The 25,806-nt window shown below is 70.3% G+C and carries 19 protein-coding genes; 15 read left to right on the forward strand and 4 right to left on the reverse strand.

Going from position 1 to position 25,806, the window contains the following annotated elements; translation table 11 throughout:
* Window positions 1-266: 266 nt before the first annotated feature.
* Together NGB36_RS24415 and NGB36_RS24420 are read right to left on the reverse strand one after the other, a co-directional pair.
* A complete protein-coding gene (locus NGB36_RS24415; RefSeq protein ID WP_255922613.1) occupies window positions 267-1,208 on the reverse strand; it encodes a carbohydrate kinase family protein in 942 nt (313 codons plus the stop codon).
* A gap of 30 nt (window positions 1,209-1,238) precedes the next feature.
* Complete coding sequence (locus NGB36_RS24420) at window positions 1,239-2,237, reverse strand: LacI family DNA-binding transcriptional regulator (protein WP_255922614.1); 999 nt, start codon at window positions 2,235-2,237, stop codon at window positions 1,239-1,241.
* Window positions 2,238-2,372: 135 nt separating this feature from the next.
* Between NGB36_RS24420 and NGB36_RS24425 the strand changes: the two genes are divergently transcribed.
* From NGB36_RS24425 to NGB36_RS24440, 4 genes are all read left to right on the forward strand, one after another.
* Complete coding sequence (locus NGB36_RS24425) at window positions 2,373-3,371, forward strand: zinc-dependent alcohol dehydrogenase family protein (protein WP_255922616.1); 999 nt, start codon at window positions 2,373-2,375, stop codon at window positions 3,369-3,371.
* 7 nt (window positions 3,372-3,378) lie between these two features.
* Window positions 3,379-4,782: a sugar porter family MFS transporter gene (locus NGB36_RS24430; protein ID WP_255922618.1), complete on the forward strand. Its 1,404-nt coding sequence runs from the start codon at window positions 3,379-3,381 to the stop codon at window positions 4,780-4,782.
* Between the two features lie 380 nt (window positions 4,783-5,162).
* Complete coding sequence (locus NGB36_RS24435; RefSeq protein WP_255922619.1) at window positions 5,163-5,465, forward strand: hypothetical protein; 303 nt, start codon at window positions 5,163-5,165, stop codon at window positions 5,463-5,465.
* Window positions 5,466-5,585: 120 nt separating this feature from the next.
* Window positions 5,586-5,888 carry an ArsR/SmtB family transcription factor gene (locus NGB36_RS24440; protein WP_255922691.1) on the forward strand — a complete coding sequence of 101 codons (303 nt, stop codon included), beginning with the start codon at window positions 5,586-5,588 and terminating at the stop codon, window positions 5,886-5,888.
* A gap of 411 nt (window positions 5,889-6,299) precedes the next feature.
* Here NGB36_RS24440 and NGB36_RS24445 read toward each other — a convergent pair whose 3' ends face one another.
* A complete protein-coding gene (locus NGB36_RS24445; RefSeq protein ID WP_255922621.1) occupies window positions 6,300-9,155 on the reverse strand; it encodes a helix-turn-helix transcriptional regulator in 2,856 nt (951 codons plus the stop codon).
* 480 nt (window positions 9,156-9,635) lie between these two features.
* On the opposite strand from NGB36_RS24445, the gene NGB36_RS33485 reads away from it, so the two are divergent.
* From NGB36_RS33485 to NGB36_RS24480, 7 genes are all read left to right on the forward strand, one after another.
* Window positions 9,636-11,273, forward strand: a complete 1,638-nt coding sequence (locus NGB36_RS33485) for a methyltransferase (RefSeq protein WP_255922623.1) — start codon at window positions 9,636-9,638, stop codon at window positions 11,271-11,273.
* Window positions 11,274-11,655: 382 nt separating this feature from the next.
* Window positions 11,656-12,483 (forward strand): AfsR/SARP family transcriptional regulator, encoded by an 828-nt coding sequence (locus NGB36_RS24455; protein ID WP_255922625.1) that lies wholly within the window; start codon window positions 11,656-11,658, stop codon window positions 12,481-12,483.
* Window positions 12,484-12,655: 172 nt separating this feature from the next.
* A complete protein-coding gene (locus NGB36_RS24460; RefSeq protein WP_255922627.1) occupies window positions 12,656-13,120 on the forward strand; it encodes a group II truncated hemoglobin in 465 nt (154 codons plus the stop codon).
* Between the two features lie 521 nt (window positions 13,121-13,641).
* The gene (locus tag NGB36_RS24465) at window positions 13,642-14,868 is read left to right on the forward strand and encodes an MFS transporter (RefSeq protein ID WP_255922628.1); all 1,227 of its coding nucleotides are present in this window, start codon (window positions 13,642-13,644) and stop codon (window positions 14,866-14,868) included.
* A 148-nt stretch (window positions 14,869-15,016) separates the two neighbouring features.
* Window positions 15,017-15,766, forward strand: a complete 750-nt coding sequence (locus NGB36_RS24470) for a methyltransferase (protein WP_255922630.1) — start codon at window positions 15,017-15,019, stop codon at window positions 15,764-15,766.
* Window positions 15,767-15,880: 114 nt separating this feature from the next.
* Window positions 15,881-17,338: an NAD(P)/FAD-dependent oxidoreductase gene (locus tag NGB36_RS24475; protein WP_255922692.1), complete on the forward strand. Its 1,458-nt coding sequence runs from the start codon at window positions 15,881-15,883 to the stop codon at window positions 17,336-17,338.
* Between the two features lie 113 nt (window positions 17,339-17,451).
* Window positions 17,452-17,859 carry a RidA family protein gene (locus tag NGB36_RS24480; protein ID WP_255922632.1) on the forward strand — a complete coding sequence of 136 codons (408 nt, stop codon included), beginning with the start codon at window positions 17,452-17,454 and terminating at the stop codon, window positions 17,857-17,859.
* A 169-nt stretch (window positions 17,860-18,028) separates the two neighbouring features.
* Here the strand turns inward: NGB36_RS24480 and NGB36_RS24485 are convergent, their stop codons facing one another.
* Entirely contained in the window at window positions 18,029-18,622 is a 594-nt protein-coding gene (locus NGB36_RS24485) for a flavoprotein (protein WP_255922633.1), read from the reverse strand.
* A 223-nt stretch (window positions 18,623-18,845) separates the two neighbouring features.
* Between NGB36_RS24485 and NGB36_RS24490 the strand changes: the two genes are divergently transcribed.
* The 4 genes from NGB36_RS24490 to NGB36_RS24505 are packed head-to-tail and all read left to right on the forward strand — an operon-like array spanning window position 18,846 to window position 25,696.
* Window positions 18,846-22,124: a non-ribosomal peptide synthetase gene (locus NGB36_RS24490; protein ID WP_255922634.1), complete on the forward strand. Its 3,279-nt coding sequence runs from the start codon at window positions 18,846-18,848 to the stop codon at window positions 22,122-22,124.
* A complete protein-coding gene (locus NGB36_RS33490; protein ID WP_255922635.1) occupies window positions 22,121-23,797 on the forward strand; it encodes a GMC family oxidoreductase in 1,677 nt (558 codons plus the stop codon). Before NGB36_RS24490 ends, NGB36_RS33490 begins: the two co-directional genes overlap by 4 nt.
* Window positions 23,798-23,799: 2 nt before the next feature.
* Window positions 23,800-24,549 carry a thioesterase II family protein gene (locus tag NGB36_RS24500; protein ID WP_255922637.1) on the forward strand — a complete coding sequence of 250 codons (750 nt, stop codon included), beginning with the start codon at window positions 23,800-23,802 and terminating at the stop codon, window positions 24,547-24,549.
* 4 nt (window positions 24,550-24,553) lie between these two features.
* Window positions 24,554-25,696, forward strand: a complete 1,143-nt coding sequence (locus NGB36_RS24505) for an acyl-CoA dehydrogenase family protein (protein ID WP_255922639.1) — start codon at window positions 24,554-24,556, stop codon at window positions 25,694-25,696.
* The last annotated feature ends 110 nt before the right edge of the window (window positions 25,697-25,806 follow it).

The raw sequence follows: 25,806 nt of genomic DNA on the forward strand, positions 1-25,806 counted from the left end.
ATGTGCCTGAGCAGGCCGGGATGATTTATGGCACCCGCAGAGCTGCCCAGTCATCTGCGAGTGGGAGCCGGGGCAATGCGGAAGAAGGACGCCACTGGCGGCCACACACGGTAACCAGCTGAGCCGTTGGCAAGAGGAATATCGCCCGCCCGATCACAGACTCGGTACTCGTTTGGTAGCCGTGGAGGAGGCCGCCCCAGAGGTTCAAGCCTTCGTGTGCCGAGATGGCTCACGTCGAATGCCTTGCACCACTTGCTCCACCGGCACTACCCGTGCGCTGCCAGTTCGGCCGCGTAAGGCGGTTGGGCACCCGGGCGGGAGCAGGTGAGGGCAGCTGTTAGGGCGGCGAAGCCCAGGACGTCGTGCCATTCCTCCGCCTCGAGGTTCCCCACGCCTGACGCAGAGAGTGCGCTGTGGGTGTCCAGCCGATGGAGCAGCGCGGCGGTGATGGTGTCGCCCGCGCCGATGGTGTCCACCACCTCAATCCGCCGTCCCGATTCGGCGAACTCGGCTCCCTCGCGGGTCAGCACGGCCAGTCCCGCACTTCCCCGGGTCAGTACCACCGCTGCGGGACCGGCTGCCAGCCATGCCTTCACCGCGGTCCGCAAGTCGTCCGACTGCGCGATCCATGCGGCGTCCTCTTCCGAGAGCTTCAGCAGGGTCACGTGGGGGAGCCAGGAGTGGAAGCGGGCCCGGTAGGCGTCCGCGTCGGCGATCAGGCCGGGCCGGACGTTGGGGTCGAGCACGGTGAACGTGCCCCGCGCCGCCTCGTGCCGCATCAGTTCCTCGTACGCGCTGGCGCCCGGCTCCAGCACCAGGGAGCAGGTGCCGAACGACACCGCCCGGGTCTGTGGTGGCAGCGCGTCGGGCATGCGGAAGAGGCGGTCCGCGCTGCCGACGACGTAGAAGGTGTAGTCGGCCGAGCCGTCATCGCTGACGTGCGCGACGGCGAGTGTGGTGGGCTCGTCGCCCCGCTGGATCAGTCGGGTGTCCACCCGGTCGGCCTGCAGCCCGCGCAGCAACGCGTCACCGAAGTGATCGGTCGACAGGCGGGAGCAGAACGCGACGTCCGACCCCAACCGGCCGAGCGCCACAGCGGTGTTGTACGGGCCGCCGCCGCGCCGGGGCATGAGCGCAGGGAGGTCGCCACCCGCGGAGGCATCGACGGGAACGAGGTCGATCAAGGCTTCGCCGGCGACCACAATCATGAAGGGGAGTCCTTTCCAGGGGGCGAACCGTCAGTGCGCACAGCCGCACGAGGTGCGCTGCACATAGGAACAAGAGAGGCGAAGGGTGCGCGGCGGGCGATCCGGACCTTTGAGCCGGTCGATCAGCAGCCGTACCGCGGCGGCGCCCATCTCTCGGCTGGGCTGGGCGACTGCGGTCAACCTCGGTTCGAAGAAGTCGGCCCAGGAGAAGTCGTCGAAGCAGGCGAGTGCAACGTCGTGCGGGACTCGGAGCCTCATTTCGCTCAGGGCCTTGAGCGTGCCGATGGTCATGGCGTTGTTCGCCGTGATGACGGCAGTGGGCGGCTCACTGAGCGAGAGCAAGCGGCGGGTGGCGTCTCGGGCGCCCTCCACCTGCGAGTTACCGCTCACCAGCAGTTCGGGATCGTACATAAGCCCGCTGCGCTCCAGCCCCTTCCGGTAGCCTGCGATCCGCTCGCTGGTGGTACTCAGTCCGGGCAGGCCGGCCACCATGGCGATCCGGGTGTGGCCGTGCTCGGCGAGGTGGCCGACCAGGTGCTCGACAGGGGCCTGGTTCTCCGCGCAGACCTGGTCATGCGCCGCGCCCACGAGCCGGTCCAGGTAGACCGTGGGCACCTTGTACCGCTCGAGATAGTCGACCAGCGTTCTCGGGTCCGCTGACGGTGCGATGATCATCCCGTCCACCCTGCGCTCGTGCAGGAGCCGGGCGACCTTGAGCTCGTGTTCTGGGTCGTCGTGCGGATCGGCGATCAGCAGGCTGTACCCCTGCTCGAGAACGCTGGATTCGACGCCCTGCAGGATCTCGGTGAAGTAGGGGTTGCTGATCGCGGAGACGGCCAAGCCGATGGAGTTGGTACGCGAGGTCACCAGGGAGCGGGCGAGTGTGTTGTGCGTGTACCCCAGCGCCTCGATGGCCTCCAGCACAGCGTCACGCGTCTGCGGTCGTACCGTGCGCGTCCTGTTGAGCACGTGCGAGACGGTGGCCACGGATACGCCCGCTCGCCGGGCCACATCGATCATCGTCGCCATCTGTCGTCCTCCCCGCACCTACTCCTTGGCATGAGGAACCTACCTCACACCAGAAGGTGACGTAAACGATTGCGTAAACGTTTACATCTGGCTAACCTCCCCTCACTCGCACACGGAAATGGAGGAGAGGACCCCATGCGCGCAGTCGTCGTCACGGAGCCGGGCAGGACCGCCGTGGTGGAAATGCCCGATCCTCTGCCGGGACCGGGGGAGGTGGTCATCCGTGTCTCGTCGTGCGGCCTGTGCGGCACTGACATGCACATCGTCGGTGGAGAGCTGCCCTCGGTGCGCTACCCGGTGGTACCGGGCCATGAGCTGGTGGGCGATGTCGTCGCAGTCGGCGAGGACGTCCCGGGTGTCGCTGTCGAGACCCGGGTGGCCGTTGATCCCAATATGCCGTGTGGCTCCTGCCACTACTGCCGGATCGGCCGTGGAAACCTCTGCGACGACTACAGCGCGGTCGGCGTCACCCAGAATGGCGGCTTCGCCGAGCTGATGACCGTGCCGGCCCGTTGCTGTCACGTCCTGCCCGACTCCCTTTCCGCGGCCGCCGCGGGGCTCGTCGAGCCGCTGTCCTGCGCGGTCCACGGCCTCAACCGGCTGCCACGCCGCCCCGGCGAGCATTACCTCATCTACGGAGCCGGGACCATGGGGCTGATGATGGCCGCCGTCGTGCGCAACGCCGGGGCGGCCTCGGTCTCCGTCGTCGACCTCAACGAAGAACGGGTTGCCTTCGCGCGCTCCTTCGGCGTCGACTCCGTCGCGACCGAGGCAGCGGCGCTCGACCGTCCACAGGGCTTCGAGGTAGTCATCGACGCGACCGGTGTGATCGCCGCCATCGAAGACGGACTGGGGAGGGTGCGCAAGGGCGGCACGTTCCTGCAGTTCGGCGTGGCCGACCCGGCGCGGACGGCCGACTTCTCGCCGTTCCGTGTCTACAACCAGGAGATCGACATCATCGGCTCCATGGCCGTGCACAACAGCTTCCAGCCCGCGATCGACATGCTCGCCTCCGGCCTGGAGCTCGACGCGCTGGTGAGCCACGTCTTCGGCCTCGAGGAATTCGACGAGGCCCTCGCCACCTTCCGGGCGGGCGTCGGCCGCAAGATCCATATCGCCCCGCAGAAAGGCTGATCCGGACGTGCAACCGCGTACCAAGAACGCCCTGATCTGGGTCTTCGGCGCCCTTGGCGGCATCCTGTGGGGCTATGACACCGGCGTCATCTCCGGCGCCATGCTCTTCATCAAGAAGGGCATCCACCTGACACCACTTCTCGAGGGCATGGTGGTCAGCGGACTGCTTGTCGGGGCGATGCTCGGCGCCGGTGTCTCCGGCAAGCTCTCCGACTCCTGGGGCCGCAGAAAGCTCATCCTGGCCGCCTCCGGAGTCTTCATTCTCGGCACTCTCGGCGCATCAATGGCCTCCGACGCCTGGATGCTGATCGTCTTCCGGTTCACCATCGGCATAGGCGTCGGCATCGCCTCCGTCGTCGTCCCGCTCTATCTCACCGAGCTGGCGCCCAAGCAGGCGCGCGGTGGCCTCGCCTCGCTGATGCAGCTGCTGGTGACGGTCGGCATCTTCCTCGCCTACGTCGTGGACTATCTGTTCTCCCATGCCGGAGCTTGGCGCTGGATGATCGGCATCGGGGCTGTCCCTGCGACCATCCTGGCGATAGGGATCATCACCCAGCCGGAAAGCCCACGATGGCTCGTCGGCAAGGGCCGTAACCGCGCGGCCGGAGAGGTCCTGGCCCAACTTCGCGGCGACGCCGCCGCGGCCGGCGCCGAGCTCGCGGAGATCGAGGAGACCGTGCGCGCCGAGCGGAAGCAGGCCGAGCCGCTCAGCCTCAGGGCACTGCTGTCCCCGCGGCTCAAGCCGGTCTTCGTCGTCGGGATGCTGCTGGTGTTCTTTCAGAACTTCGTCGGCATCAACACGATCATCTATTACGCGCCGACTCTCCTGACCAACATCGGCTTCGGGTCGAGCGGCGCGATCCTCGCCACCGGCGGAGTCGGCCTGCTCAACATGCTGATGACGTTGCCCGCGATGAGGCTCATCGACCGTAAGGGCCGCAAACCGCTGTTGCTGTTCGGGGCGCTCGGCATGTGTGCGGCAATGACGCTGCTTGCCGCCGTCAACCTCTCCGGGCTCGGCTACGGAGTCCTGCTGTCCGCGTCCACCCTCTTCGGCATCGGGCTGTACATCGCATCGTTCGCCGTCTCCTGGGGCCCGGTCCAGTGGGTGATGCTCCCCGAGCTGTTCCCGATGCGCATCCGCGCGGCCGCGGTCAGCCTGTGCGTCATCTTCAACTGGCTCTTCAACATGATTGTCGCGCTGGTATTCCCCTCGCTGCTGAACGCGTGGGGCGCCGGAGTCAACTTCCTCTTCTTCGCGGTGATGACCTTTCTCGCGTACCTCTTCACTCGGAACCTGTTGCCCGAGACCAAGGGCCGCAGCCTGGAAGAGATCGAGCAGGATCTCCTAGGCCGCGACGCGATAGAGCAGCTCGGGCCGGAAAGCCAATCCGCGTTCCAGCGAAGCTGAAGCCTGTCGATCCGGCGCATCCTGCTCGGCCGATGTGTTGGGCGGCACAACTCTAGGCGACGCCGCGGGCTGGGCCAGTGCACCAACGACCCGCTGCACACGGGCGCGGGGATCTGGGGTGCCTAGCCAATGATCTTGAGTCGCGATCAAGCCTGTCCCCTTCGGGGATGATTTATCGGCACCCGCAGAGTCGGTGGAGGGTGGTGGGGAGGAGTGCCCGCCCGTGGCACTGCGACGGGAGGACCCAACAGTCCCGCACGTCACACTTGCCAACACATGCAGATATAGCTATATGCTGACGCCTGTACGCGCAGTGAACAGCCGTGCCGCTGTTGATGTACGTCTTCCGGCAGGTGTGGCACCACGAGAGGGAGTCCCCGATGTCTGCCGCAACGCTGCACCGCACCCACGAAGACCATCCCCACACCCACGGCGAGGGCTGCGGGCACGTCGCGGTCCCCCACGGTGATCACGTGGACTACGTGCACGATAGCCACATCCACCGGGTGCACGGCGACCACGTCGACGAGTGCGCATCCGGGGAACACGCGGTCCACCAGGACCACGAACACCGCCACGGGGCGGGGTGCGGCCACGTGGCCGTGCCGCACGAGGACCACGTCGACTACATCCACGACGGACACCGCCACGCCAGCCACGAGGACCACTGGGACGACCACTGACGGACAGGGCATGACAAGGGCGGGCCGGGGGCGATGCCCCAGGCCCGCCCTTTGCGGCCTCCGGGACTCACCGAACGCGAATCGATTTCCATTGCCATGTACTAAGTTATGCATGTGGCGATGGATTCAAGCCCCGATGAACCACTGGCCGATCTGCAGGCTGCCGGTGAACTCCTGCGTGCGCTGGCTGCGCCCGTCCGTCTGGGGATCGTGCGCGAACTCGCCGACGGACACCGGCGCGTTTACGAACTCGTCAACGCGCTCGGGGTGAGCCAACCCCTGGTCTCCCAGCACCTGCGGGTGCTGCGCGCCGCGCGGATCGTCAGCGCCCACCGTAAGGCCCGCGAGATCGAATACTCCCTCACCGACGAACACATCGCCCACATCGTCCTGGACGCGATCCGCCACGCCGCCGAGAGCTGAACCGCCCCATGCCCGCCGTCACGGAAGCCACCCATCCAGCCGGGCTCCCCTGGCGGTGAGGGCGACCCGTCGGCGGACGAGCGGCCCATCGACGGCTGCTGGGGGTCACGGCGGCACGGAGCGGTTTGGGGTTGCCGTGTAGGCAGAGAAGCGGCTAGGCGTTGCAGGCGGCCAGTTCGGCGTCGTCGTCGCGGACGGCATTGCGGTCCGTCCCACCTGCAGCTGCACACTGCATGGTGGTGCGCCTCCTCCGCCAGACCGTAGAAGACCTCGCCGTAGCCTCGAAAGGTCGTTCTCCCGCTGTGCCTTGTGGTATGTGGAAGCACCGCCGAGCCCGCCTGACCGACTGCCTGCGACGAAGCCAGAGGTCGGCGCCCCGCGGCGGGACGGCGGCCGACGAGGCGCCGCCCGTCACCCCGTCCGCAGCTGCTGCAGCTGGGTGAGCGTGGCCTGGTGCTGGTGGATCAGCACCGCGGCTTGGGCGGGCTCCTCCTCGGGTCGAAAGAACTTGGCGAGCTCGTGCCGACCGCTGATACGCAACTTCCGGTATGAGTGCGTGAGATGGGACTCGACGTTGCGCAGGCTCACCTTCAGCAGCTGGGCGATGCTGCGGTTGCTCATACCGCGCGAGGCGAGTTCGGAGACCTGCCTTTCGGTGGGGGTGAGCAGCGACTCCGGGGAGTCCTTGCGCGGGTCGGGCCGGCCGCCCGCGCCCCTCAGCTCCCGCTGCACTGCCTCCACCAGGCCGTCAGCGCCGAGCGAGATGCCGACCTCGTTGGCACGGTGGAGCAGTTCGCGGGCGCGCCCGGCCTTGTCGCTCCGCCGGTGGGCGCGCCCCGCCGCGTACAGGGCGTGGGCGAACAGCAGCGGCGCCGGGACCGGTTCGAGGAGTTCCACGGCCTGGGCGGCGAGCTGGAGCGCTTCGCGTCCCGAGCCGGCCGCGGCCTGGGCGACCAGGGCGCGGCCCAGGGCGAAGGGGGCGTTCCAGCGGCGGGCCAGTTCGGCCTCCTCCTTGGCGATGCGGCGGGCGCTGGCCGCATTGCTGAGTGCCATCTGGAGCGAGGCCCGGGTGGAACGCCAGGGCAGGATCGCCGGGTTGACTATGCCCCGGCGTTTCAGCTCCTCCTCACAGTGGGCGATCAAGGCGAGGCCGCGCCGTGCCTCGCCGAGCCGTCCCAGGGCCCGCCCGGCGCTGTGCAGGAGGTGGAGCCGCCACCAGGTGACGGGCTGTTCGCCGGGGAGCGGCGGGGCCTCGTCGAGGAGGGCGCCGGCTCCGGCGATGTCGTCCTTCTCCAGGGCCACGTCGACGAGGACGCTGCGGGCAAGCGCCCCGGTGTGGTAGCGGTCGGCGCCGATCCTGGTGAGCAGGTCCATTGTCTGGCAGGCGTCCTCCTCGGCCTCCGTCAGCAGGCCGCGGTGGAGCTGGACCAGGCCGCGCACGGCCACGGCCTCGGCGATCCGGGTCACGGTGCCCTCGGCGCGGGCGAGCCGCACCTCGGTGTCCATGTGCCGCTGGGCCTCGTCCGCATCGCCGGCCCAGAGCAGGGCGAGGAGTGCGTAGTACCAGGTGGGCGAGCCGGAGGGGGCGCGGGGCACGGACAAGATGCGGTGGGCGATCCGCCGTACCGCAGGCGCCGAGTCGCCGGCGGCGGTACGGAGCAGCAGCACCCGCTCCAGCCGGTCCTCGTCCCCGGCCCCGGGCCGGTAGGTGCCCTCGTGGATCCGTACGTGGGTGAGCCCCCGGCGCAGCCGCGCGGCGGCGGAGGGGTCCCGGGCGCTGATCTCCCGCTGGGCGTCTTCCAGGACCTGGCGGGCGCGTGCGGGTTCGTCGAGGCGGAGGAGGATGTCGCAGAGCCGCAGCGCCTGGCGGGTCCGCTCGGCGGGCCCGGAGGCAACGGCGGCATGCGCGGTCAGGGCGCGGGCGGAGGCGGGCAGGTCGAGGCCGGTGAGCGCCTGGATCCGCAGGTCCTCGGCACGTGCGGCCAGCTCCGCCGGTACGCCGTGCAGAACGGCCTTCTCGATCAGGCAGCGGGCTCCCGCAGGGTCGTGGCCGACCATGCCGTGGGCGATGTCCAGCAGCAGCCGGATCATCCACGGCTCGTCCAGGCGGTGGGAGCGCAGGAGGTGGGTGGCGATGTCTTCGCAGGGGGCGCCGCGCAGCCGCAGACAGCGGGCGGCGAGGTGGTGGAGTTCGGCGCGCTCGGCGCAGGGGATGTTCTGGTAGAGAAGCTCGGCCAGGAGGGGGTGACGGAACTTCAGGTCGTGGGGGCACAGCAGCCCCGACTCGGTGAGGCGGGTGAGACAGCGGCAGGCATCTTCCATGGGCACGCCGCACAGGTCGGCGAGGAGGGCGGCGTCCACCGGGGTGCCCAGGATGCAGGCGGCGCTGGCGACCTCCAGGCCGTTGGGGTCCAGGCGCCTGAGCATGCACAAGACGCGCTCCTTGACCGCCTGGAGGCGCATCCGTCCATCCGGCGGGTCCGCCGGTCCGCGGCCCGCGAGGGCGTTCGCGGGGTGCCCGTGCCCGGTGGGGCCAGGAGGACCGGTGTGGCCTGCGGGCACGGTCCGTAGCTGCTCGGTCAGCAGATACGGGTTACCGCCGCTGTCAGCGATCAGGGCGTCCACGGACCCCGGGCCGTGGCCGCAGAGCGCGGCGGCGAGGTCGAAGGCGGCGCTCGGGCTGAGGTCGTGCAGATGGATATAGCGGTCGGGGCGGATGCCCTCCATGAACTCGACCAGAAGGTGCTGGTCGCTCGCCGGTTCGCCGCAGCGCTTGGTGACGAGCAGCACAACGGGGAGGTTATCCAGACGGCGACTCAGGAAGCCCAGCCACAGCAGGGACTGACGGTCGGCATGCTGGACGCAGTCGACCGTCAGCAGGATCGGGGTGCGCTGCGCGGCCCTGCCCAGGCATGCGCACAGCTCCGCGAGGAGCGGGTAGTCGGGGTCGGCCGGCTCGCCGTCACCGTGGGACGCGCCGCACAGCGCGAAGGCGCGCTCCCATCCCTCCGCCGTCTCGGGCAGCCTCCCGAGGAGCTGGTGCACGACCCCCAGGGGAAAACGCTGTTCGGTGGGGCACGCGGTGGCCGAGAGCACGACCATACCCTGCTCCCGGGCGATCTCCCCGGCCCAGCGCAGGAGTGACGTCTTGCCGGTCCCGATGATTCCCTCCACCAGCGCGACCGCGCCCGCGCCGGCTCTTACGGAGTCGAGCAACTCGGTGATGATCTTCGATTCCTCGCTCCTGCCGAACAGTTCCCGGGGCACCGCCCCCACACCTCCTGCCTGAACAGTGAACGACCTGGGTGACGAGGAAATCGAATGAGGCGCAGGAAAACCAGGGCCTGAAAACATACGAAACCCACGCCGTCAAGGGCGTTTTCCGGTCATGGCGGAGCCGTCGCTGCCACCGCAGGAAAGGGTTCTTCAGGCGGCGTGCGAGGCACGTCTGTGATCCCCCCTACCCTCGAACAGCGGTGAACGGCGTACACATCTGCTGCGTTCAGACGCTAGCACGACTGGCCATTGAACATGTACAGCCGTTTTCCGCCCGACGGTTCCCAAGCGTGTTCCTTCGGCCAGTGCTTCGGTCCGACCGTATTGATGTCCGTGGGTACCGCACGGGTACGGTCGGCGCGGCTCGGGGGCGGTGACGGTGCCTCGCGGCGCGGAAAGCGGGCGCCGCGTATCCCGGCATATTCACCCCCGACCTGTTGGAGGAGATCTGGCGGAAGGAGCGGTACTCGCGTGTCCGCGATCAGTGAGGAGCTTCGCCCCTTGGGACCGGTCCGCCCGGCCCTGTCGCTGCGGCCGGACCACGTCCCGCCCCGCGGTGGCCGCACCGAGCACTTCGTGCTGTCCTTGACCGGCGTCCTGCCGTATGTGTACGAGCAGGCCTGGCAGGCCGTCCTGGACGGCACGCCGCTGTGCCGCACGGCGTTCCACCGGTTGCCGGACGCCGGGCTGCGCCGCACGGTCCGGCCGGAGGCCCGCTTCCGCCTGCAGATCGTGGACTGGCGGGCGACCCATACGGAGGTGCAGGACGCCCGGCTGGCCGAGCGGCTGGCCCGGGAGTCCGGCACCGGACTCCCGCTCGACCAGGCGCCGTTGATGTGCGCCACGCTCATCCGGCGCGACGACCGGACCTGGACCTTCGCCTGGCGGTACGCGCGGGAGCTGATGGGCCGACAGGAGGGGTTCCGCCTGCTGGAGTTGGCCGCGGAAGCGTACGAGGTGTTGCTGCGGGGCGGCACCCCGCGGCGCGCTGAGGCCCGGTTCGGTGCGGACACCCGGCCACTACTTCCCGCTCACCGCCCGATGGCAGCTGCTGGAGACCTTCAGCCGGGACCTGATCCGCCCTCGGGCCGAGCGCCGCGCGCCGTCGGCGGCGGCCGCGCCGGCGTACTGAGCGGCCGGGGCCCGGAGCCGTTCCGGAAACGGCAACAAGAATTGCCCGCCAGGCGCGGCGTCCACATGCTGGGCGCCGGAGGTGACCGTATGACCACACATCACACCGAGGACCTCGACGGTGACGCCCTCGGCGCCGAGCTGGAACTGGAGGCGGAAGTGGACTCCGGCTTCCTGGCGGAGGCGGCCCACTGGCTGCGGGGCCTGCTCGGGCCCGAGGACCGGGTGACGGCGGCGGTCCGCCGGGTGTTGGACGTGGGCAGCGGACCGGGAGTGGCCTCCTGCGCGCTGGCCCGCGCCTTCCCGCAGGCGGACGTGGTCGCCGTGGATCGGTCCCCCTCGCTCCTCGCACGGGCCGGGGTCAGGGCCGCAGAACGCGGGCTGACCGGACGACTGACCACGCTGCAGGCCGAACGGCCCGAGGAGTTCGGTCGGTTGGGACCGACCGACGTGATCTGGACCGGCAACGTCTGCCGCCACCTGGGCGACCAGCAGGCGACCCTGCGGAGCCTGGCGTCCGCCCTGCGGCCGGGCGGGCTGCTCGCCGTCTGCGAATGCGGTCTTCCTCCGCGCTTCCTGCCTCGCGACATCGGCATCGGGCGGCCCGGCCTCCAGGCCCGGCTGGACGCTGCGCTGGAGGACCGTTTCGCCGCCCGGCGCGCCCGGCTGCCCGGTGCCACCTCCGTGATCGAGGACTGGCCGTGCCTGCTGGCGGCAGCCGGGCTCGTCCCCACCGGCACCCGCACCTTCCTGATCGACTTCCCCGCCCCGTTGGGCCTGGCCGCGCGCCGGTATCTGCACACCCGGCTGACCCGGCTGCTCGCCGAGATCGGCGAGCAGCTCGACCTCGCCGATCGGCTGACGGTGGAGCAACTCGTGGACGGGGACGCCTGCACCGGCATCCTGTGGCGGCCCGACGCCTTCTATCTCACGGCGGTAACCGTGCACACCGCACGGCTGTGCGGAGCCCGCGCCTGAGCATCCCGGCGGACGGCTCCGCGACCGCACCGCCGTAGCGCAATACGCCGGCGGCATTCACCGCACGCCGGTGTTCCGAAGAACACGTCCTCTTTTTGTTTCGGCCGCACCGAGGACGTGCCCTTCGGCATGCCCGGATTCCGTGGAAACCACCGTACGCCGTTCTCGCCACCTTTTCTCCCGCCGCACGAATGGCACCCGGCGTTCATGCCGGGGGGCCGTATCGGCATGCCCGCCCTCGGTACGGCGCAGATTCTTCGGTCAGCCCTACGGTCCCACCGTATTGAGGCCCCCACCCCCGCACTCCTACGTTCCTTCCGTGGCCGCCGCCACGAGGAATTGAAGAAATCGGGCACGGCACGGCGTGAGTTACGGAGGACGCGTGAAGATTCAGGTTCTGGGCCCGCTGCATGCCGAGACCGGCGCAGTTTCGGCCGTCCCGACGGCGGGGAAAGAGCGGAAGATTCTGGCGCTCCTCGCCCTCCACCCGGGGCAGCTCGTGCCGGTGACCACGCTGATCGAGGAGATGTGGGGTCCGCTGCCGCCGCGGAGCGCGCACACCACCGTTCAGACGTACATCCTGCGGCTGCGCCGCACCCTGGCCGCCGCCCTCGGTGGTCCGGACGGCCCGGCCCGCGCTCGGGAGCTGCTGGCCACCGGGCACGGGGGCTATCTGCTGCGAATCGCCGAGGAGGACATCGACGCGTTCGCGTTCCAGCGGGCGGCGCAGGCCGGTCACGCCGCCTTCTCCGACGGCGACAGCGAGCTGGCGGCCCGTCTGCTGCACAACGCGCTGGCGCTGTGGCGGGGACCGGCGCTGGTGGACGTGCGGGCCGGAGGCGCGCTGCGGATCCAAGCGGCACGCCTGGAGGAGAGCCGGCTGCTCGCGACGGAGCGCCGCATCGACGCCGAGCTGCGACTCGGCATGCACAGCCAACTCCTGGCCGAACTCGCGGAGCTGACAGCATGTCACCCTGCCAACGAGCGGCTGCACTCGCAGGCCATGGTCGCGTTCTACCGCTCGGGGCGGCAGTCCTCGGCGCTGGAGCTGTACCGCGGACTGCGCCGGCGGCTGATCGAGCAGCTGGGCCTGGAGCCCTCTCCACAGCTCCAGCGGCTGCACCAGGCGATGCTCTCGGTCGATCCCCGGCTGGACATGGTCGCGCAGGGCGGCAGACCGACGCCGACCTTCGACCTGTACGCGGTTTGAGCGTGCCCCGGCAGCCGGGCACCGGCAGGTCCCGCTTGCCACGGACACACGTCGCGCTTCACGGACACACGTCGCGCTTCACGGCACACACCGCGCTTCACGACAGACCCCGAGCACGCACAGACACTTGCCCCGCCTCTCCGCACAGGACGGCCGAGCGAAAGGTGACACAGTGACGGATCAGGTTCCCACCCTGTACGAGTGGGCTGGTGGCGCCGAGGCGCTGGAACAGCTGACGGAGGAGTTCTACGCGCGCGTCCGCAAGGACGAACTGCTCGCCCCGCTCTTCGCCCGCATGGCAGACGACCACCCCAAGCACGTCGCGACCTTCCTCGGCGAGGTGCTCGGTGGTCCGGAGCGCTACACCGAGCACCATGGCGGTTACCGGCACATGCTCTCACGGCACCGGGGCCGGGCCATCAAAGCCGAACAGCGGGCGCGGTGGGTGGAGCTGATGCTGGAGGCCATGGACGTGGTGGGACTGCCGGACGACGCGGAGTTCCGCTCGGCGTTCATCGGCTACATCGAGTTCGGCTCGCGCCGCGCCATGGCCAACTCCCAGCCGGGCGCGGGACCCACGCGTCGTACGACCATCAAGAAGTGGGGCTGGGGCGAGGCTCTGCCCGGTGACGAATGATCCGGCGGCCGGCAGGCAGGGATAGGGGCCGTGGTTCGCGGTCCGCCGCCCAACTCCCCCCTCACGGCACCCGCCGTTGGGGTCGGCTGTCCTACCCGTCGGCGGGCCGGGCCCGGCCCCGGGAGCGGCCGGAGCGCATTCCGCCTCCGCGTTCCCGGTATCGGCAACGAATGTTGTCCGTCCGCCACGCCTGGTTTCAGCATGGGGGCCAGTGGTGATCACCACGATCACGCGGATCGCCGAGGCATCGGTGCTGCCCAGCACGCGGCTGCGACGGGGAGCCAGCACAGGCATCCCGGCCGGTGCCGCTGCGCCATCGGCGCCGCCTGCTGGACGAGGACGCCGGCCGGGGCGTTCGGCGGCGCCGCACTCCCACCGCCCGGCAGGCCGCGGCGCACCCGCCCTGATCCGCACGCCCGAACAATCCGAACAAGGAGTTCGCCCATGCGTTTGACCACTCCTGGGCTGGTGCACAGCGTCACCGCGCAGACAGGTCCCGAGCAGGCCGAAGGTGGCCGCCGATGAGCGTCCAGACCGAACAGCAGCAGGCGGCTTCCCGCAAGACCGCCGACAGGCTGCCGCTGGGGGTCTACCTGCTCGCGTTCAGCCTGTTCGCGATGGGCAGCGCCGAGTTCCTGCTCGCAGGGGTCCTGCCGGACATTGCCGACGACCTGGGGATCTCCCTGTCCTCTGCCGGCGCGTTGATCTCATCGTTCGCCATCGGCGTGGTGATCGGCGGCCCGCCGCTGGCCGTCCTGACCGTACGCTGGCCGCGGCGGACGACGCTGGTGACCTCGCAGGCCATCTTCGCCGCCTCCGTGGCGGTCGGCCTGCTGACCGACAACTTCACGGTGTTGCTGGTCACCCGCTTTCTGTGCGGCCTGGCCTATGCCGGGTTCTGGGCGGTCGCCGCGGTCACCGCGATCGGCCTCGTCACCCCCGACCGCACCGCACGCGCCTCCGGCGTGGTCGTCAGCGGACTCAGCGTCGCCATGGTGGGCGGCGGCCCGGCCGGCACGCTGCTGAGCCACTTCACCAGCTGGCAGGGCGGGTTCTGGGCCGTGGTCGCCCTCACCGCCGTCGGCGCGGTCTCGACGCTCGTCGCTGTGCCCGCGACCCGGGCGGCCGAGGAACCCAGCGTGCGGCGGGAGTTGCGCACGATGAAGCAGCCGCAGCTATGGGTGGTGTATGCCGCAACCCTGCTGAGCACCGCCGCCTACATGATCTCGTACAACTATCTCGCGGCTTTCCTCACCGGCATCACCAGCATCCCTTCGGTGTGGGTGCCCGCGATCCTGACTCTGTTCGGCATCGGTGCCTTCATCGGTCTGTCCATCGGTGGCAGGATCGCCGACGGGCGCCCCCATCACGCGCTCCTGATCGGTGCGGCCGGGATCCTTGCCGCGTCCGTCCTGCTCGCACTCCTCGCCCGGTACGCCGTGGCCGTCGTCCCCCTGGTCCTGCTCCTGGGAGTCGCGGGATTCGTACTGAACCCGGCCATCTACGGGCGGGTGTTCACCGTCGCGGCCCAAGCGCCCACCCTCGCCGGGGCCACCGCCGTCTCCATGTTCCAGCTCGGCATCAGCCTCGTCCCCGTACTTGCGGGAATCGCCCTCGGCGCCGGCGCCGGTCTGACCTCCATCCCCTGGCTCGGCGCCGGCCTGGCCGTGCTCACCATCCCGGCCGTCCTTGTAGACCGGACCATGGCCCGTAACCGGGCGCAGAATTCTCAGCCCGGCGACAACTGACCCGCTTCCGGCTCCCCGCACCTCTTGCCCGACTGCATTCCAGCCGCGGCGAAGGCGCCGCTGGGCGTGGCCGGCAGCATTCCACCGACGAGAGCCGCAGAGAAATTCTCGACAGAATTTCTCTGCGGCTTCCCCAAGGGAGGATCGAATGGACAACAAGCTCGGTTACGAACTCGGGAACTGGGTCGTGGCGCAGATCCAGAGCCCGGACCGTCCGACGCAGACGACGTTTTCGCTGCTCGGGATGGAATGGGACCTGCTCCCCGATGTGTTTCCCCCCTACACGGACCCGGGCCCCGGCCTGTTCGCCTCCTGGGTGCCGTGCGAGAAGGGCAGCCGGTTCCTGGAGATGGGCTGCGGCGCGGGCATCGCCGCGGTGATCGCCGCGCAGCGTGGCTGCGAGCGGGTGGTGGCGCTGGACATCAACCCGGCGGCGGTGGAGAACACCCGGCGAAACGCCGCCCGGCACGGGGTGGCCGACCAAGTGACGGCGCTGCACAGCGATCTGTTCGACGCCCTGGACCCGACCGAGATGCTCGATGTCGTCTTCTGGAACACCCCGTTCATCGAGGCGCCCGAGAACCGCCCCTACGGCAGCCAGACCGAGCGGGCGGTCTTCGACCCCGGGTACGAGCTGGTGCGCAGGTTCTTCCGTGACGTGGTACCCCATCTGGCGGCGGAGGGGCGGGTCTACCTGGGCACCAGCGAGGCGATGGGAAACCCGGAGAAAATGCTGCGGGCCGCCGCCGACGCGGGTTTCGAAGGCCACCGGTACCGCAGCGAGTCCGTCGAACTTCCGGCGGCGGACTTCGGTGACTCCCCGGTGGTCAAGGCACACACCAACGAGCGCGGGATCGTGGACATGGACTTCACGATGTATGAGTTCCTGCGCCGCTGACCTCGTACCGCCTGGCCAAGGAAAACCCCGCACGACGCTCACCGAGCCACCAGTTCCGACCGGATTCAATTCGATTCTGGGCGATACGACAGCGTCCCGGAAGATTGGAATGTGATGAACGCGAACGGGAAGACGGACGGCACCGGCTTCGATGTGGTCATCGCCGGAAACGGAGTCCTGGGGCTGTCGCTCGCATGGGGCCTGGCCCGGCGAGGACAGCGGGTCGCCGTGCTGGGCCGGCCGCACCGCCCCTGGGCCGGCTCGGCCGCGGCCGGTGCCATGCTCGGCTCTTTCGGCGAGGTCACCACCTCCCTGCTGGCCAGCGAGTACGGCAGGGCCAAGCTGGAACTCGGCATCCAGGCCACCGGGTTGTGGCCCCAGTGGCTGGCCGAGCTGGAAGACCAGACCGAGGGCGCCCCCGTCAAGACCGCCGAGGGCACCACCGTCATCCTCAACACCATCGGCACGGCCGAGATCGACGACGCCAACTACAACGCCATCCGTGCCGAACTGACCCGCTACTCGGAACCCTTCGAGGACATCGAGCCCACCGACCTCGATTGGGTGGACGCCGAACCGATCTCCCGCCCGCTGAAGGCCTTCCACATACCCGGCGAACACGCGGTCAACGCCGCCGCCCTCCTCGAGCGGCTGGAATCGGCTGTCGTCCGGGCAGGCGGCACCCTCGTCCCCGAACCCGCGACCCGCGTCGAGCACAAGGGCGAGCGGGTGACCGGGGTCGTCCTGGCCTCCGGGGAGCGGATCAGTGGCGACCACGTGATGCTGGCCGCCGGAGCGCGCACCCAGGAACTCCTGGACAGCCTGCCTGTCGGACCCCGCATCCCCCGCCTCGTCAGCGGCTACGGCGTCTCCTCCCTTATCAGGACTGTCGACGGAACCGCACCGGACAGCGTCATCCGCACCCCGAACCGCTCCTTCGCCTGCGGACTTCACGTCCTCCCTCGCGGCGACGACCACGTCTACCTCGGCGCCACCAACGTCATCTCCGTGGAGCCGCGCGACACCGCCGAGATGCGCGACCTGGTCTTCCTCCTCCAGTGCGCCCACCGCCAGGTCCGCCGCAACCTGTGGAACAGCGATGTCACCAAGATCCAGGTCGGCAACCGCCCCGTGTCCATGGACGCCTTCCCGCTGCTCGGCGAGGGCGGCATGACGGGCCTGTGGATCATGACCGGCACCTACCGCGACGGCCTGCACCTCTCTCCGCTGCTGGCCCAGGACTTCACCGCCCGGATCCTGGGCGAGCAGCCCCAGGCCGACCTGGCACGGTTCACCCCAGTACGGCAGCCCCTCCAGGCAGGGACCCGCGAGGAGATCGTGGACGTCCTCGTCGACCACCAGATGGGCATCGGATACGAGCAGGACTGGACCATTCCCGTCGAGTGGCACCAGTGGATCGAAATGGACCTGCGGCCGGCCACCCTCAACTGGGCCAACGAGCTCGATCCCGAGTTCACCCCGCCGGCCGAGCTGCTCTTCGCGTCCCGTTTCGACCCCGAACTCGTCAGCGTCCTGCGGAAGTACTACGCCACCTGCCGCGAGCACAGCTGACCGCAGGGCCCGCACGGCACCGCCACGAGCTTTCCCCCAGAACCATCACGATCACCGTACGGGCAGGCACAACGGCGCCTGCCCGCAGGCCACCTTCGAGAAAGGACGGAGCAATGGCTGTTGAGACGATCGACCCGCCAGGCCTTCCCAAGCCCGACGGATGGCGGCAGCTGGCCGTCGGCACCGGAAGCCGGATGGTGTTCCTCAGCGGCCAGGTCGCGCGCACCGCCGCCGGTGAACCGGTGGGAACGGCAGACCTGGCAGCACAGACCGAGCAGGCCTACCTCAACATAGCCACCGGTCTGGCCGCGGCCGGCGCCACCTTCGACGACGTCCTGCGCCTGACCATGTACGTTGTGGACTGGTCGCTGCCCAAGTGGGCCGATATCACCGCGGGCGCCGAGCGCGCTGCCGCCCAGCTCGGCGCCGACGTCATCCGGCCCACCACCCTGATCGGAGTCGCCACACTCGCCGAACCCGACTTCCTCATCGAGATCGAGGCCACAGCCATCGTTTCCTGACAGCGAAAACGCTCATGAGCGGCTCCCGGCCGGGAACCTCTTCGTTCCCGGCCGGGGGCCGCTTCTCGTATCCGGGACGGAGCGAGCGGAACAACGACAAGCGCGCCGCCGCCTGCCGCATGTGCGCGGGAAGGCGGCGGTGCGCTTGTCGTTGCGGTTGTTCAGGGACTTACGCCGGTCGGCGCCGCTCCGCGAGCAGATCGCCGATCACCTTGGCCACGGTGTCCGGCGAGGGCAGGGCGGGGTGGTGGCTGACAGTGGCCGTGGACGGGTCGAAACCGTCGTGCCACTCAGGCTCGTTGACGAGCCCCCCGTCCTCGCGGATCTGGGCGATGTTCCGCTGGACCGCTGGCTTGTGCCACATCCGGGCGCCCATCACTGGGAAGTAGACGACAGGGTGGTCCACCGACAGCGCCACCGTCATCAGGCGGTTGGGCGCGGCGCCGGCCGCGGCCGAGGCGAGGGTGTGGGCGGTGGCCGGCAGGACGGAGAGGATGTCGTGGTCGGCAGCGAGCCGGGACGGCTTGTCGGTCGGCCAGTCCGCCGGGGATTCCCCGCTCACCACCCGCTCGGCGAAGAGCGCGAGACCCTCGGGGGGAATGAACGATGTAGCGGTATGCGTCAGCAGGACCGTGAACGTGCTGCCCGCGATGTGCCGACGCATCGCCTCGATATACGCCGGAAGCCGGGTCACCGCGATCGATCCGGTAGCGCCGATGAGTATGCGTTTCCCGGCTGTCTCCGGGGAGTTCTGAATTCCCATGCGCCGATGATGTCGCCGCCGTCCGACCATCGGTCAATGGCGGATAGGAGGCCGCCAGAGGGAGTCCGCCGATAGTCCAGCGGCGGTCCAGCGCGGGCTAAATCCTTCGGTCGTCCCTTCGGCCGGACCGTATGGAGACCGTATGTGCCACTGCCTAACGTCCCGTTTGCGCAAAACAATTCGAAGGCCCGCCAGGGCATCTGACGAAAAGGGGCGGACGTCGATGGAGGATCTCTTCGCGGAACTGCGCGGCCGTGACGGCCACCGTCAACTGGACGAGGACCGGCTGCCGGATCTCAAGCCGCAGCCGGAGCGGCGTCACGAACCGTTCCCGCTCACCGACATCCAGCAGGCGTATCTGATCGGCCGGCACAAGGGCCTGGAACTGGGCGGCATCTCCAGCCAGTACTACCTGGAGTTCGACTGTCCCGGTCTCGACGTGGACGGGCTGACCAGGGCTCTGCGGAAGGTCGTCGCCCGGCACGAGGCGCTGCGCACCGTGGCCGGGTCCGACCAGACGCAGCGGATCCTCGCCGACGACGAGCTGGAGTCGTATCTCATACGCACCACGGATCTGCGCGGCCGGCCCGCCGGGGAGCAGACGGCGGAGGTGGAGCGGATCCGCGCCGAACTGACGGAGCAGGTGCTGCCGGTGGACCGGGCACCGCTCTTCGACATCCGCGCCACGCTGCTCGACGGCGACCGCGTGCGGCTCCACCTGGCCATGGACCTGCTCTACCTCGACATGCGCAGCCTCTTCCGGCTGCTGGAGGAGTGGCGCCGGTACTACGACGACCCGGCGTGGCGGCCGGAGCCGCTGGAGCTGTCGTTCCGCGACTACGTGCTGGCGCAGGAGGAGCTGCGCGGCGACAGCCTGGGCCGGGAGGCCGCCGCGTACTGGGCGGACCGCCTGGACACGCTGCCACCCGCGCCCGAGCTGCCGCTGGCCGCGGCGCCCGAGCAGCTCGGCACCCCGCGGTTCGTACGGCACCGGGCGGTGCTTGCCCCGGAGCGCTGGGAGACGCTGCGGGCGGCGGCCGACCGGCACGGGCTGACCCCGTCGGGAATGCTGCTCGCGGCGTACGCGGAGGTGGTGCGGACCTGGTCGCGGCGGCAGGAGTTCACCCTGACCGTCACCCAGTTCCACCGGCTCGGGCTGCACCCGCAGGTCGAGGAGATCATGGGCGACTTCCTCTCGCCGGGCCTGCTCGCCGTCGGCGGGCGGCCCGAGGAGACGTTCGGGCAGCGGGCGAAGGACCTGCAGCGGCGGCTCCTGGAGGACCTGGCGCACTCCACACACGGCGGCATCCGGGTCCTGCGCGACCTGGCACGCCGGAGGGACGACGGCCGGGCGTCGATGCCAGTGGTCTTCTCCAGCACGCTCGGCGGCGGGGAGGGCGTGCCCCAGGCCAGGGCCCTGGAGTCGTTCGGGGAGCTGGTGCACGACCACAGCCGGACGCCGCAGGTGTGGCTGGAGAACCAGATCCTGGAGGTGAACGGCAGGCTCTGCGTCAAGTGGAACGCGGTCGAGGGCCTCTTCCCACAGGGGACGCTGGAGGCCATGTTCGACGCGTACGTTGCGTTGCTGGAGCGGCTGGTGGACGACGAGTCGGTGTGGGGCGCCACCCGCGGGATCGTGCCCCTGCCGTCCGCACAGGCCGAGGAGCGGGAGCGAGCCAACGCCACGGCCGAGGACATCCCGTCGGCGCTGCTGCATGAGCTGGTTGCCGCCGCGGCCCGGCGCCGCCCCGACGCGGTGGCGGTAATCACGCCCGGCGCGGGGACCACGTACCGTCAACTGACCCAGGCCGCACACCGGATCGCGCACCGGCTGCTGCTCAGTCCCGGTGCCGGGCCGAACCAAATCGTCGCGGTGTCGATGCGTCCGGGAGCCGCCCAGATCTCCGCGCTGCTCGGGGTGCTGCACACCGGTGCCGCGTATGTGGCCATCGACCCGGAGCTGCCCGAGGAGCGGCGGCTGAAGCTGCTGGCCCGCAGTTCCGTACGGGCCGTGGTGACCGAGCCGGACCTGCGTGACGCGCTGCGCTGGCCGGAGGGCGCCCAGGTGGTGACCCCGCAGGACGAGGCCACCCTGGAGTGTTCCACCGAGGCGCCCGAGCGCCGGCAGGGCCATGACGACCTGGCGTACGTGATCTTCACCTCGGGCTCCACGGGCGAACCGAAGGGCGTGATGATCACCCACCGGAGCGCCGCCAACACCGTGCAGGACATCAACCGACGCTTCGGCGTCGGCGAGGAGGACCGGGTGATGGCACTCGCCCCCACCGGTTTCGACCTGTCGGTGTACGACATCTTCGGCGTCCTGGGCGCCGGCGGCACCGTCGTCGTGCCGGACCCGGCGCGCGGCAACGACATCGCGCACTGGTCACAGCTCATCAGCCGCTACGGCGTGACCATCTGGAACAGCGTGCCCGCGCCGATGCGCATGTGGATCGACTCACTCGGCGACGGGGGCGTCCCGCGCGGCTGCCGGCTGCGGCTGGCCCTACTGAGCGGCGACTGGATCCCGGTGGACCTGCCGACTCGGATCCGGGAGAAGATCCCCGCGATGCGGGTGATCAGCCTGGGCGGCGCCACGGAGGGCTCGATCTGGTCGATCCACCACCCGATCGAGACCGTGCGGCCGGAGTGGTCGAGCATCCCGTACGGCGAGCCGCTGGCCAACCAGACCATGCATGTGTTCAACCAGTGGCTCGAGCCGTCCCCCGTCGGGGTCACCGGCGAGATACACATCGGCGGAACCGGCGTGGCCCAGGGGTACCTGGGCGACCCCGAGCGCACCGCTGAACGCTTCCTGATCCACCCGGTCACCGGGGAGCGCATCTACCGGACCGGCGATCTCGGCCGGTACCTGCCCGGCGGCGACATAGAGATCCTGGGCCGCGAGGACTTCCAGGTGAAGATCAATGGCTACCGGGTCGAGCTGGGCGAGATCGAGGCCGCCCTCATCCGCCAGCCGGGGGTGCGCACCGCGCTCGTCACCGCGCCCGCCCACGCCCGTACCGGACAGCGGCAGATCGCCGCGTACGTGGTGCCCGACGCCGGGGCGGACCCGGACCCGGCCGCGCTGCGGGAGGCGCTGGCGTCCCTGCTGCCCGGCTACATGGTGCCCAGCCGCTTCCTGACGCTGGAAACCCTGCCCCTGACGGCGAACGGGAAGATCGACCACAAGGCACTTCCCATGCCGTGGAACGACGACTCCGACACCGGCGACGGCCGCACGGCGCCCCGCAGCCGGCTGGAGGAGCGGCTCTTCGCCCTCTGGTCGCAGCAACTCGGCCACAGCGACTTCGGTGTGGAGGAGGGCTTCTTCGACATCGGCGGCGACTCCCTGCACGCCGTCGGCCTGCTCGCGCTGCTGCGCGCGGAGTTCGGCATCGGCGCCGACGCGGAGCAGGAGATGGTCGAAGGGCTGTTCATGAACGCCTCGATCGCATCGTTCGCCGAACTGATCGCATCCGTCGAGGAGTCCGCAGCGTGACCACCACACCTGATCCCGTCGCGGCGGTCCGCGAGTGGGAGTACGTGATCGTCGGAGCTGGCTCGGCCGGAGCCGTGACCGCCGCCCGTCTCGCCGCCCGGGACTCCGGGAACGTCCTGCTGCTGGAGGCCGGCTGCGACCAGCCATGCCCCCGGGACCGGGCCCACCCCCTGGCCGACGCCGGCCGGCTCGTGCTGGCCGGCTACAACTGGGACTACCGGGCCAACCTGCGCACCAGCAGCCGCTTGGAGGACCTGGTCCGGGACGCCGACCCCGCCGGCGCCCTGGGCCGTACCGGAGAACCGGACGCCACGGGAGCCGCCGGCGGCCGGACGGCGGCCCGGGCCCTGTGGGAACGCTTCCCGTACCAGCTCGGCAAGGTCGTCGGCGGCGGCTCCGCCGTCAACGGCGCCATCGCCCTGCGCGGGCTGCCCCGCGACTTCGCCGCCTGGGAGGCGTACGGCAACCCGGACTGGTCGTGGGAGCGGGTGCTGCCGTTCTACAAGGACATCGAGAACGACACCGACTTCCCCGGCCACCTCCACGGCGACAGCGGCCCGCTGCCGATCCGCCGCACCCCGCACGACCAGGTGCACGAACTGGACGCGGCGTTCTGGCAGGAGTGCAACCGGCAGGGCGTCGCCGACCTGCCGGACCTCAACGCGGGCGACGGGGCCGGGGTCGGCCCGATCCCCGGCAACTCGGTGGACGGCGAACGCGTGGACGCCGCCACCGCGTTCCTCGCCGGCGCCCGCGACCTGCCCAACCTCCGTCTGCGCACCGGGGTGCGGGTCACCCGGGTGCTGTTCGAGAAGAACCGGGCCATCGGCGTGGAGGCCGAGACGGACGGCCGGCTCACCACGATCCGGGCGCGGCACGTCGTGCTCAGCGCTGGGGCCGTCGGCACCCCCGTCATCCTCCAGCGCTCGGGCGTCGGCGGCGCCGGGCTGCTCCGCGCGCTGGGCATCACCCCCGCGGTGGTGGACCTGCCCGGGGTGGGCCGGGACCTGGTGGACCACCCCTCGGTCGTCATCTGGTCCCAGCCAGCCGACGGGGTGTGCACGCCGGGCCTGCCCTGGCGGCAGGTCGCGGCCCGGATGAGCAGCGGCTTCGACGACGACGTGGACATCCAGGTGGGGCTGCTCAACAACGTGGAGAGCCACACCATCCCCGGCTTCGCGGACCGCCTCGGCTGGCCGCTGGTCGTGGGCGCCTCGGTGATGCTGATGCGCCCGCGCTCCCGGGGCCGGGTCTTCCTCGACAGCGCCGACCCGTACGCCGCGCCCGTCATCGAACTGGGCCTCGGCACCGACCCCGAGGACGTGGAGCGACTCTGCCACGGCGTGCGCCGGGCCTGGAGCTTCCTGCGCTCTGACGGCCTGGCGAGCCGGCTGACCCGGACCCAGTTCTGGAGCGACCGGATGGTCGCCAGCGACGGGGTGGTGCGCAGCGGTGTCCGCCACATCATGAACCCCGGCTGGCACGCGGCCGGTTCGTGCCGGATGGGGCCGGAGACCGACCCGTGGGCAGTCGCCGACCAGGAGGGCCGGGTGCACGGCACGGAAAACCTGCGGATCGCCGACGCCTCGCTCTTCCCGACGATCCCCAGCGCGCCCACCAACCTGACCACCCTGATGCTGGCCGAGAAGCTGGCCCGGAGCACGAAGGAGTGACCGTGCAGCCTGTATCCAGCTCCCCGGTGCGGCTCTACTGCTTTCCGCACGCCGGGGCGACCTCGCTGGTCTACCGGGGCTGGCAACCGCTGGGCGAGCCGCACCTGTCGGTCCGGGGCGTGGACGCGCCGGGCCGCGGGACGCGCCGCCGGGAGCGCAAGGCTGCCGGCTTCCACGCCCTGGTGCGGTCCATGGCCGAGCAGGTGGTGGCCGACCTGCTGGCCGAGCGGGAGCGGACGCCCGGCCTGCGCTGGGCGACCTTCGGGCACAGCTTCGGCGCGACGATGAGCCTGGCGGTGGCCGCCGCGGTGGCCCGCCAGGCGGGTGCGGCGCCGGTACGGGCCGTGCTGTCCGGGGCGGTGCCGCCCCGGCTCCAGCGGCCCGGCGAGCTGCTGGCCTCCGTAACCGACGAGGAACTACTCACCCGGACCGCCGCCGACGGGGGGACGCCGCCCGCGGTGCTGGCCGACCCGACGATGAGCCGCATCCTGCTGCGGATGCTCCGGGAGGACGATGCCGTGCGGGCCGAGTTCGCCCAGGAGGCCGCCGGGCTGCGAGTGGACTTCCCGCTCACCCTGATCGCCGCCCAGGAGGATGTGCATGCCCCGCCGGAGAAGGTCTGGCCGTGGTCCGCGCACAGCTCGGCCCAGACCTGCCGGGTGGGGATCGAGGGCGGTCACTTCGCGGCTGTACAGAACCCCAAGGACACCCTGACGATCATCGCCGACGCCACCGGCGCCGGGGAGAGGTGACCGCATGGCGCGCAAGCGGTACGAGGCGGAGCACGAGCAGTTCCGGGACGCGTGCCGGGAGTTCCTGACCCGGGAGGTGGTGCCGTACCACGCCCAGTGGGAGCGGAATGGCATCGTCGACCGCGAAGTGTGGCGCAAGGCCGGGAGTGCGGGGCTGCTCGGCATCGGCGTGGACCCCGAGTACGGCGGGGGCGGCGAGCCCGACTTCCGCTACCCGGCGGTGTTCGCGCAGGAGATCATGTGGGCCCGGGCGACGGCGCCGGGGTTCGTGGCGCACAACGACGTCATCGCCGGCTACCTGGCCCAGCGGACCACCGACGAGCAGCGCAAGCGGTGGCTGCCCGGGCTCTGTTCGGGCGAGCTGATCGCGGCGATCGCGATGAGCGAGCCCGACGCGGGCTCCAACGTCGCCGACATCCGCACTACCGCGGTCCGCGACGGGGACTCCTATGTCCTGGGTGGGCAGAAGACGTTCATCACCAACGGCGAGAACGCCGACGTCGTCGTGGTGGCCGCCAAGACCGCCCCCGAGCGCGGTGCCCAGGGCATCAGCCTGCTGGTGGTGGAGCGCGGCACGCCGGGTTTCACCCGGGGTCGGCGGATGGAGAAGCTGGGCTGGCACGCCAGCGACACCTGCGAGCTGTTCTTCGACGACTGCCGGGTGCCGGCGGAGAACCTGATCGGCAAGGAGAACGCCGGGCTGGCCTACCTGATGGCGGGGCTGCCCCGGGAGCGGCTGAGCATCGCGACGGTGGCGGTGGGCGCGGCCGAGCGGATGCTGGCGGACACCCTGGAGTATGCGCGGACCCGGCAGGTGTTCGGCCAGGCCATCGGCAGCTTCCAGCACAACCGGTTCCAGCTCGCGACGATGGACACCGAACTGACCATCGCGCAGGTCTTCCTGGACCACTGCGTCACGGAACTCAACGCCGAGCGGCTGTCGGTGACGGACGCCGCGAAGGTGAAGTGGTGGACGACGGAGTTGCAGGTGGACATCGCCAACCGGTGTCTGCAGATCCACGGCGGTTACGGCTATCTGAAGGAAAGCGCGATCTCCCGGGAGTGGGCCAACAGCCGGGTGCAGACAATCTACGGCGGTACGACGGAGGTGATGAAGGAGCTGATCGGCCGCTCCCTCGGCCTGTGACCCGCGCTCCGCCCCGCTGGAGCGGCACATCACGACCGCCCATCGGTAGGCGGCACCGCCCCGCCGCGCCACGGCACCGTCCGCCCGTCTCCGGCGGACGGTGCCGGCGT

Origin of the sequence: Streptomyces humicola (genome assembly GCF_024436035.1) — a bacterium.
GTDB lineage: Bacteria > Actinomycetota > Actinomycetes > Streptomycetales > Streptomycetaceae > Streptantibioticus_B > Streptantibioticus_B humicola.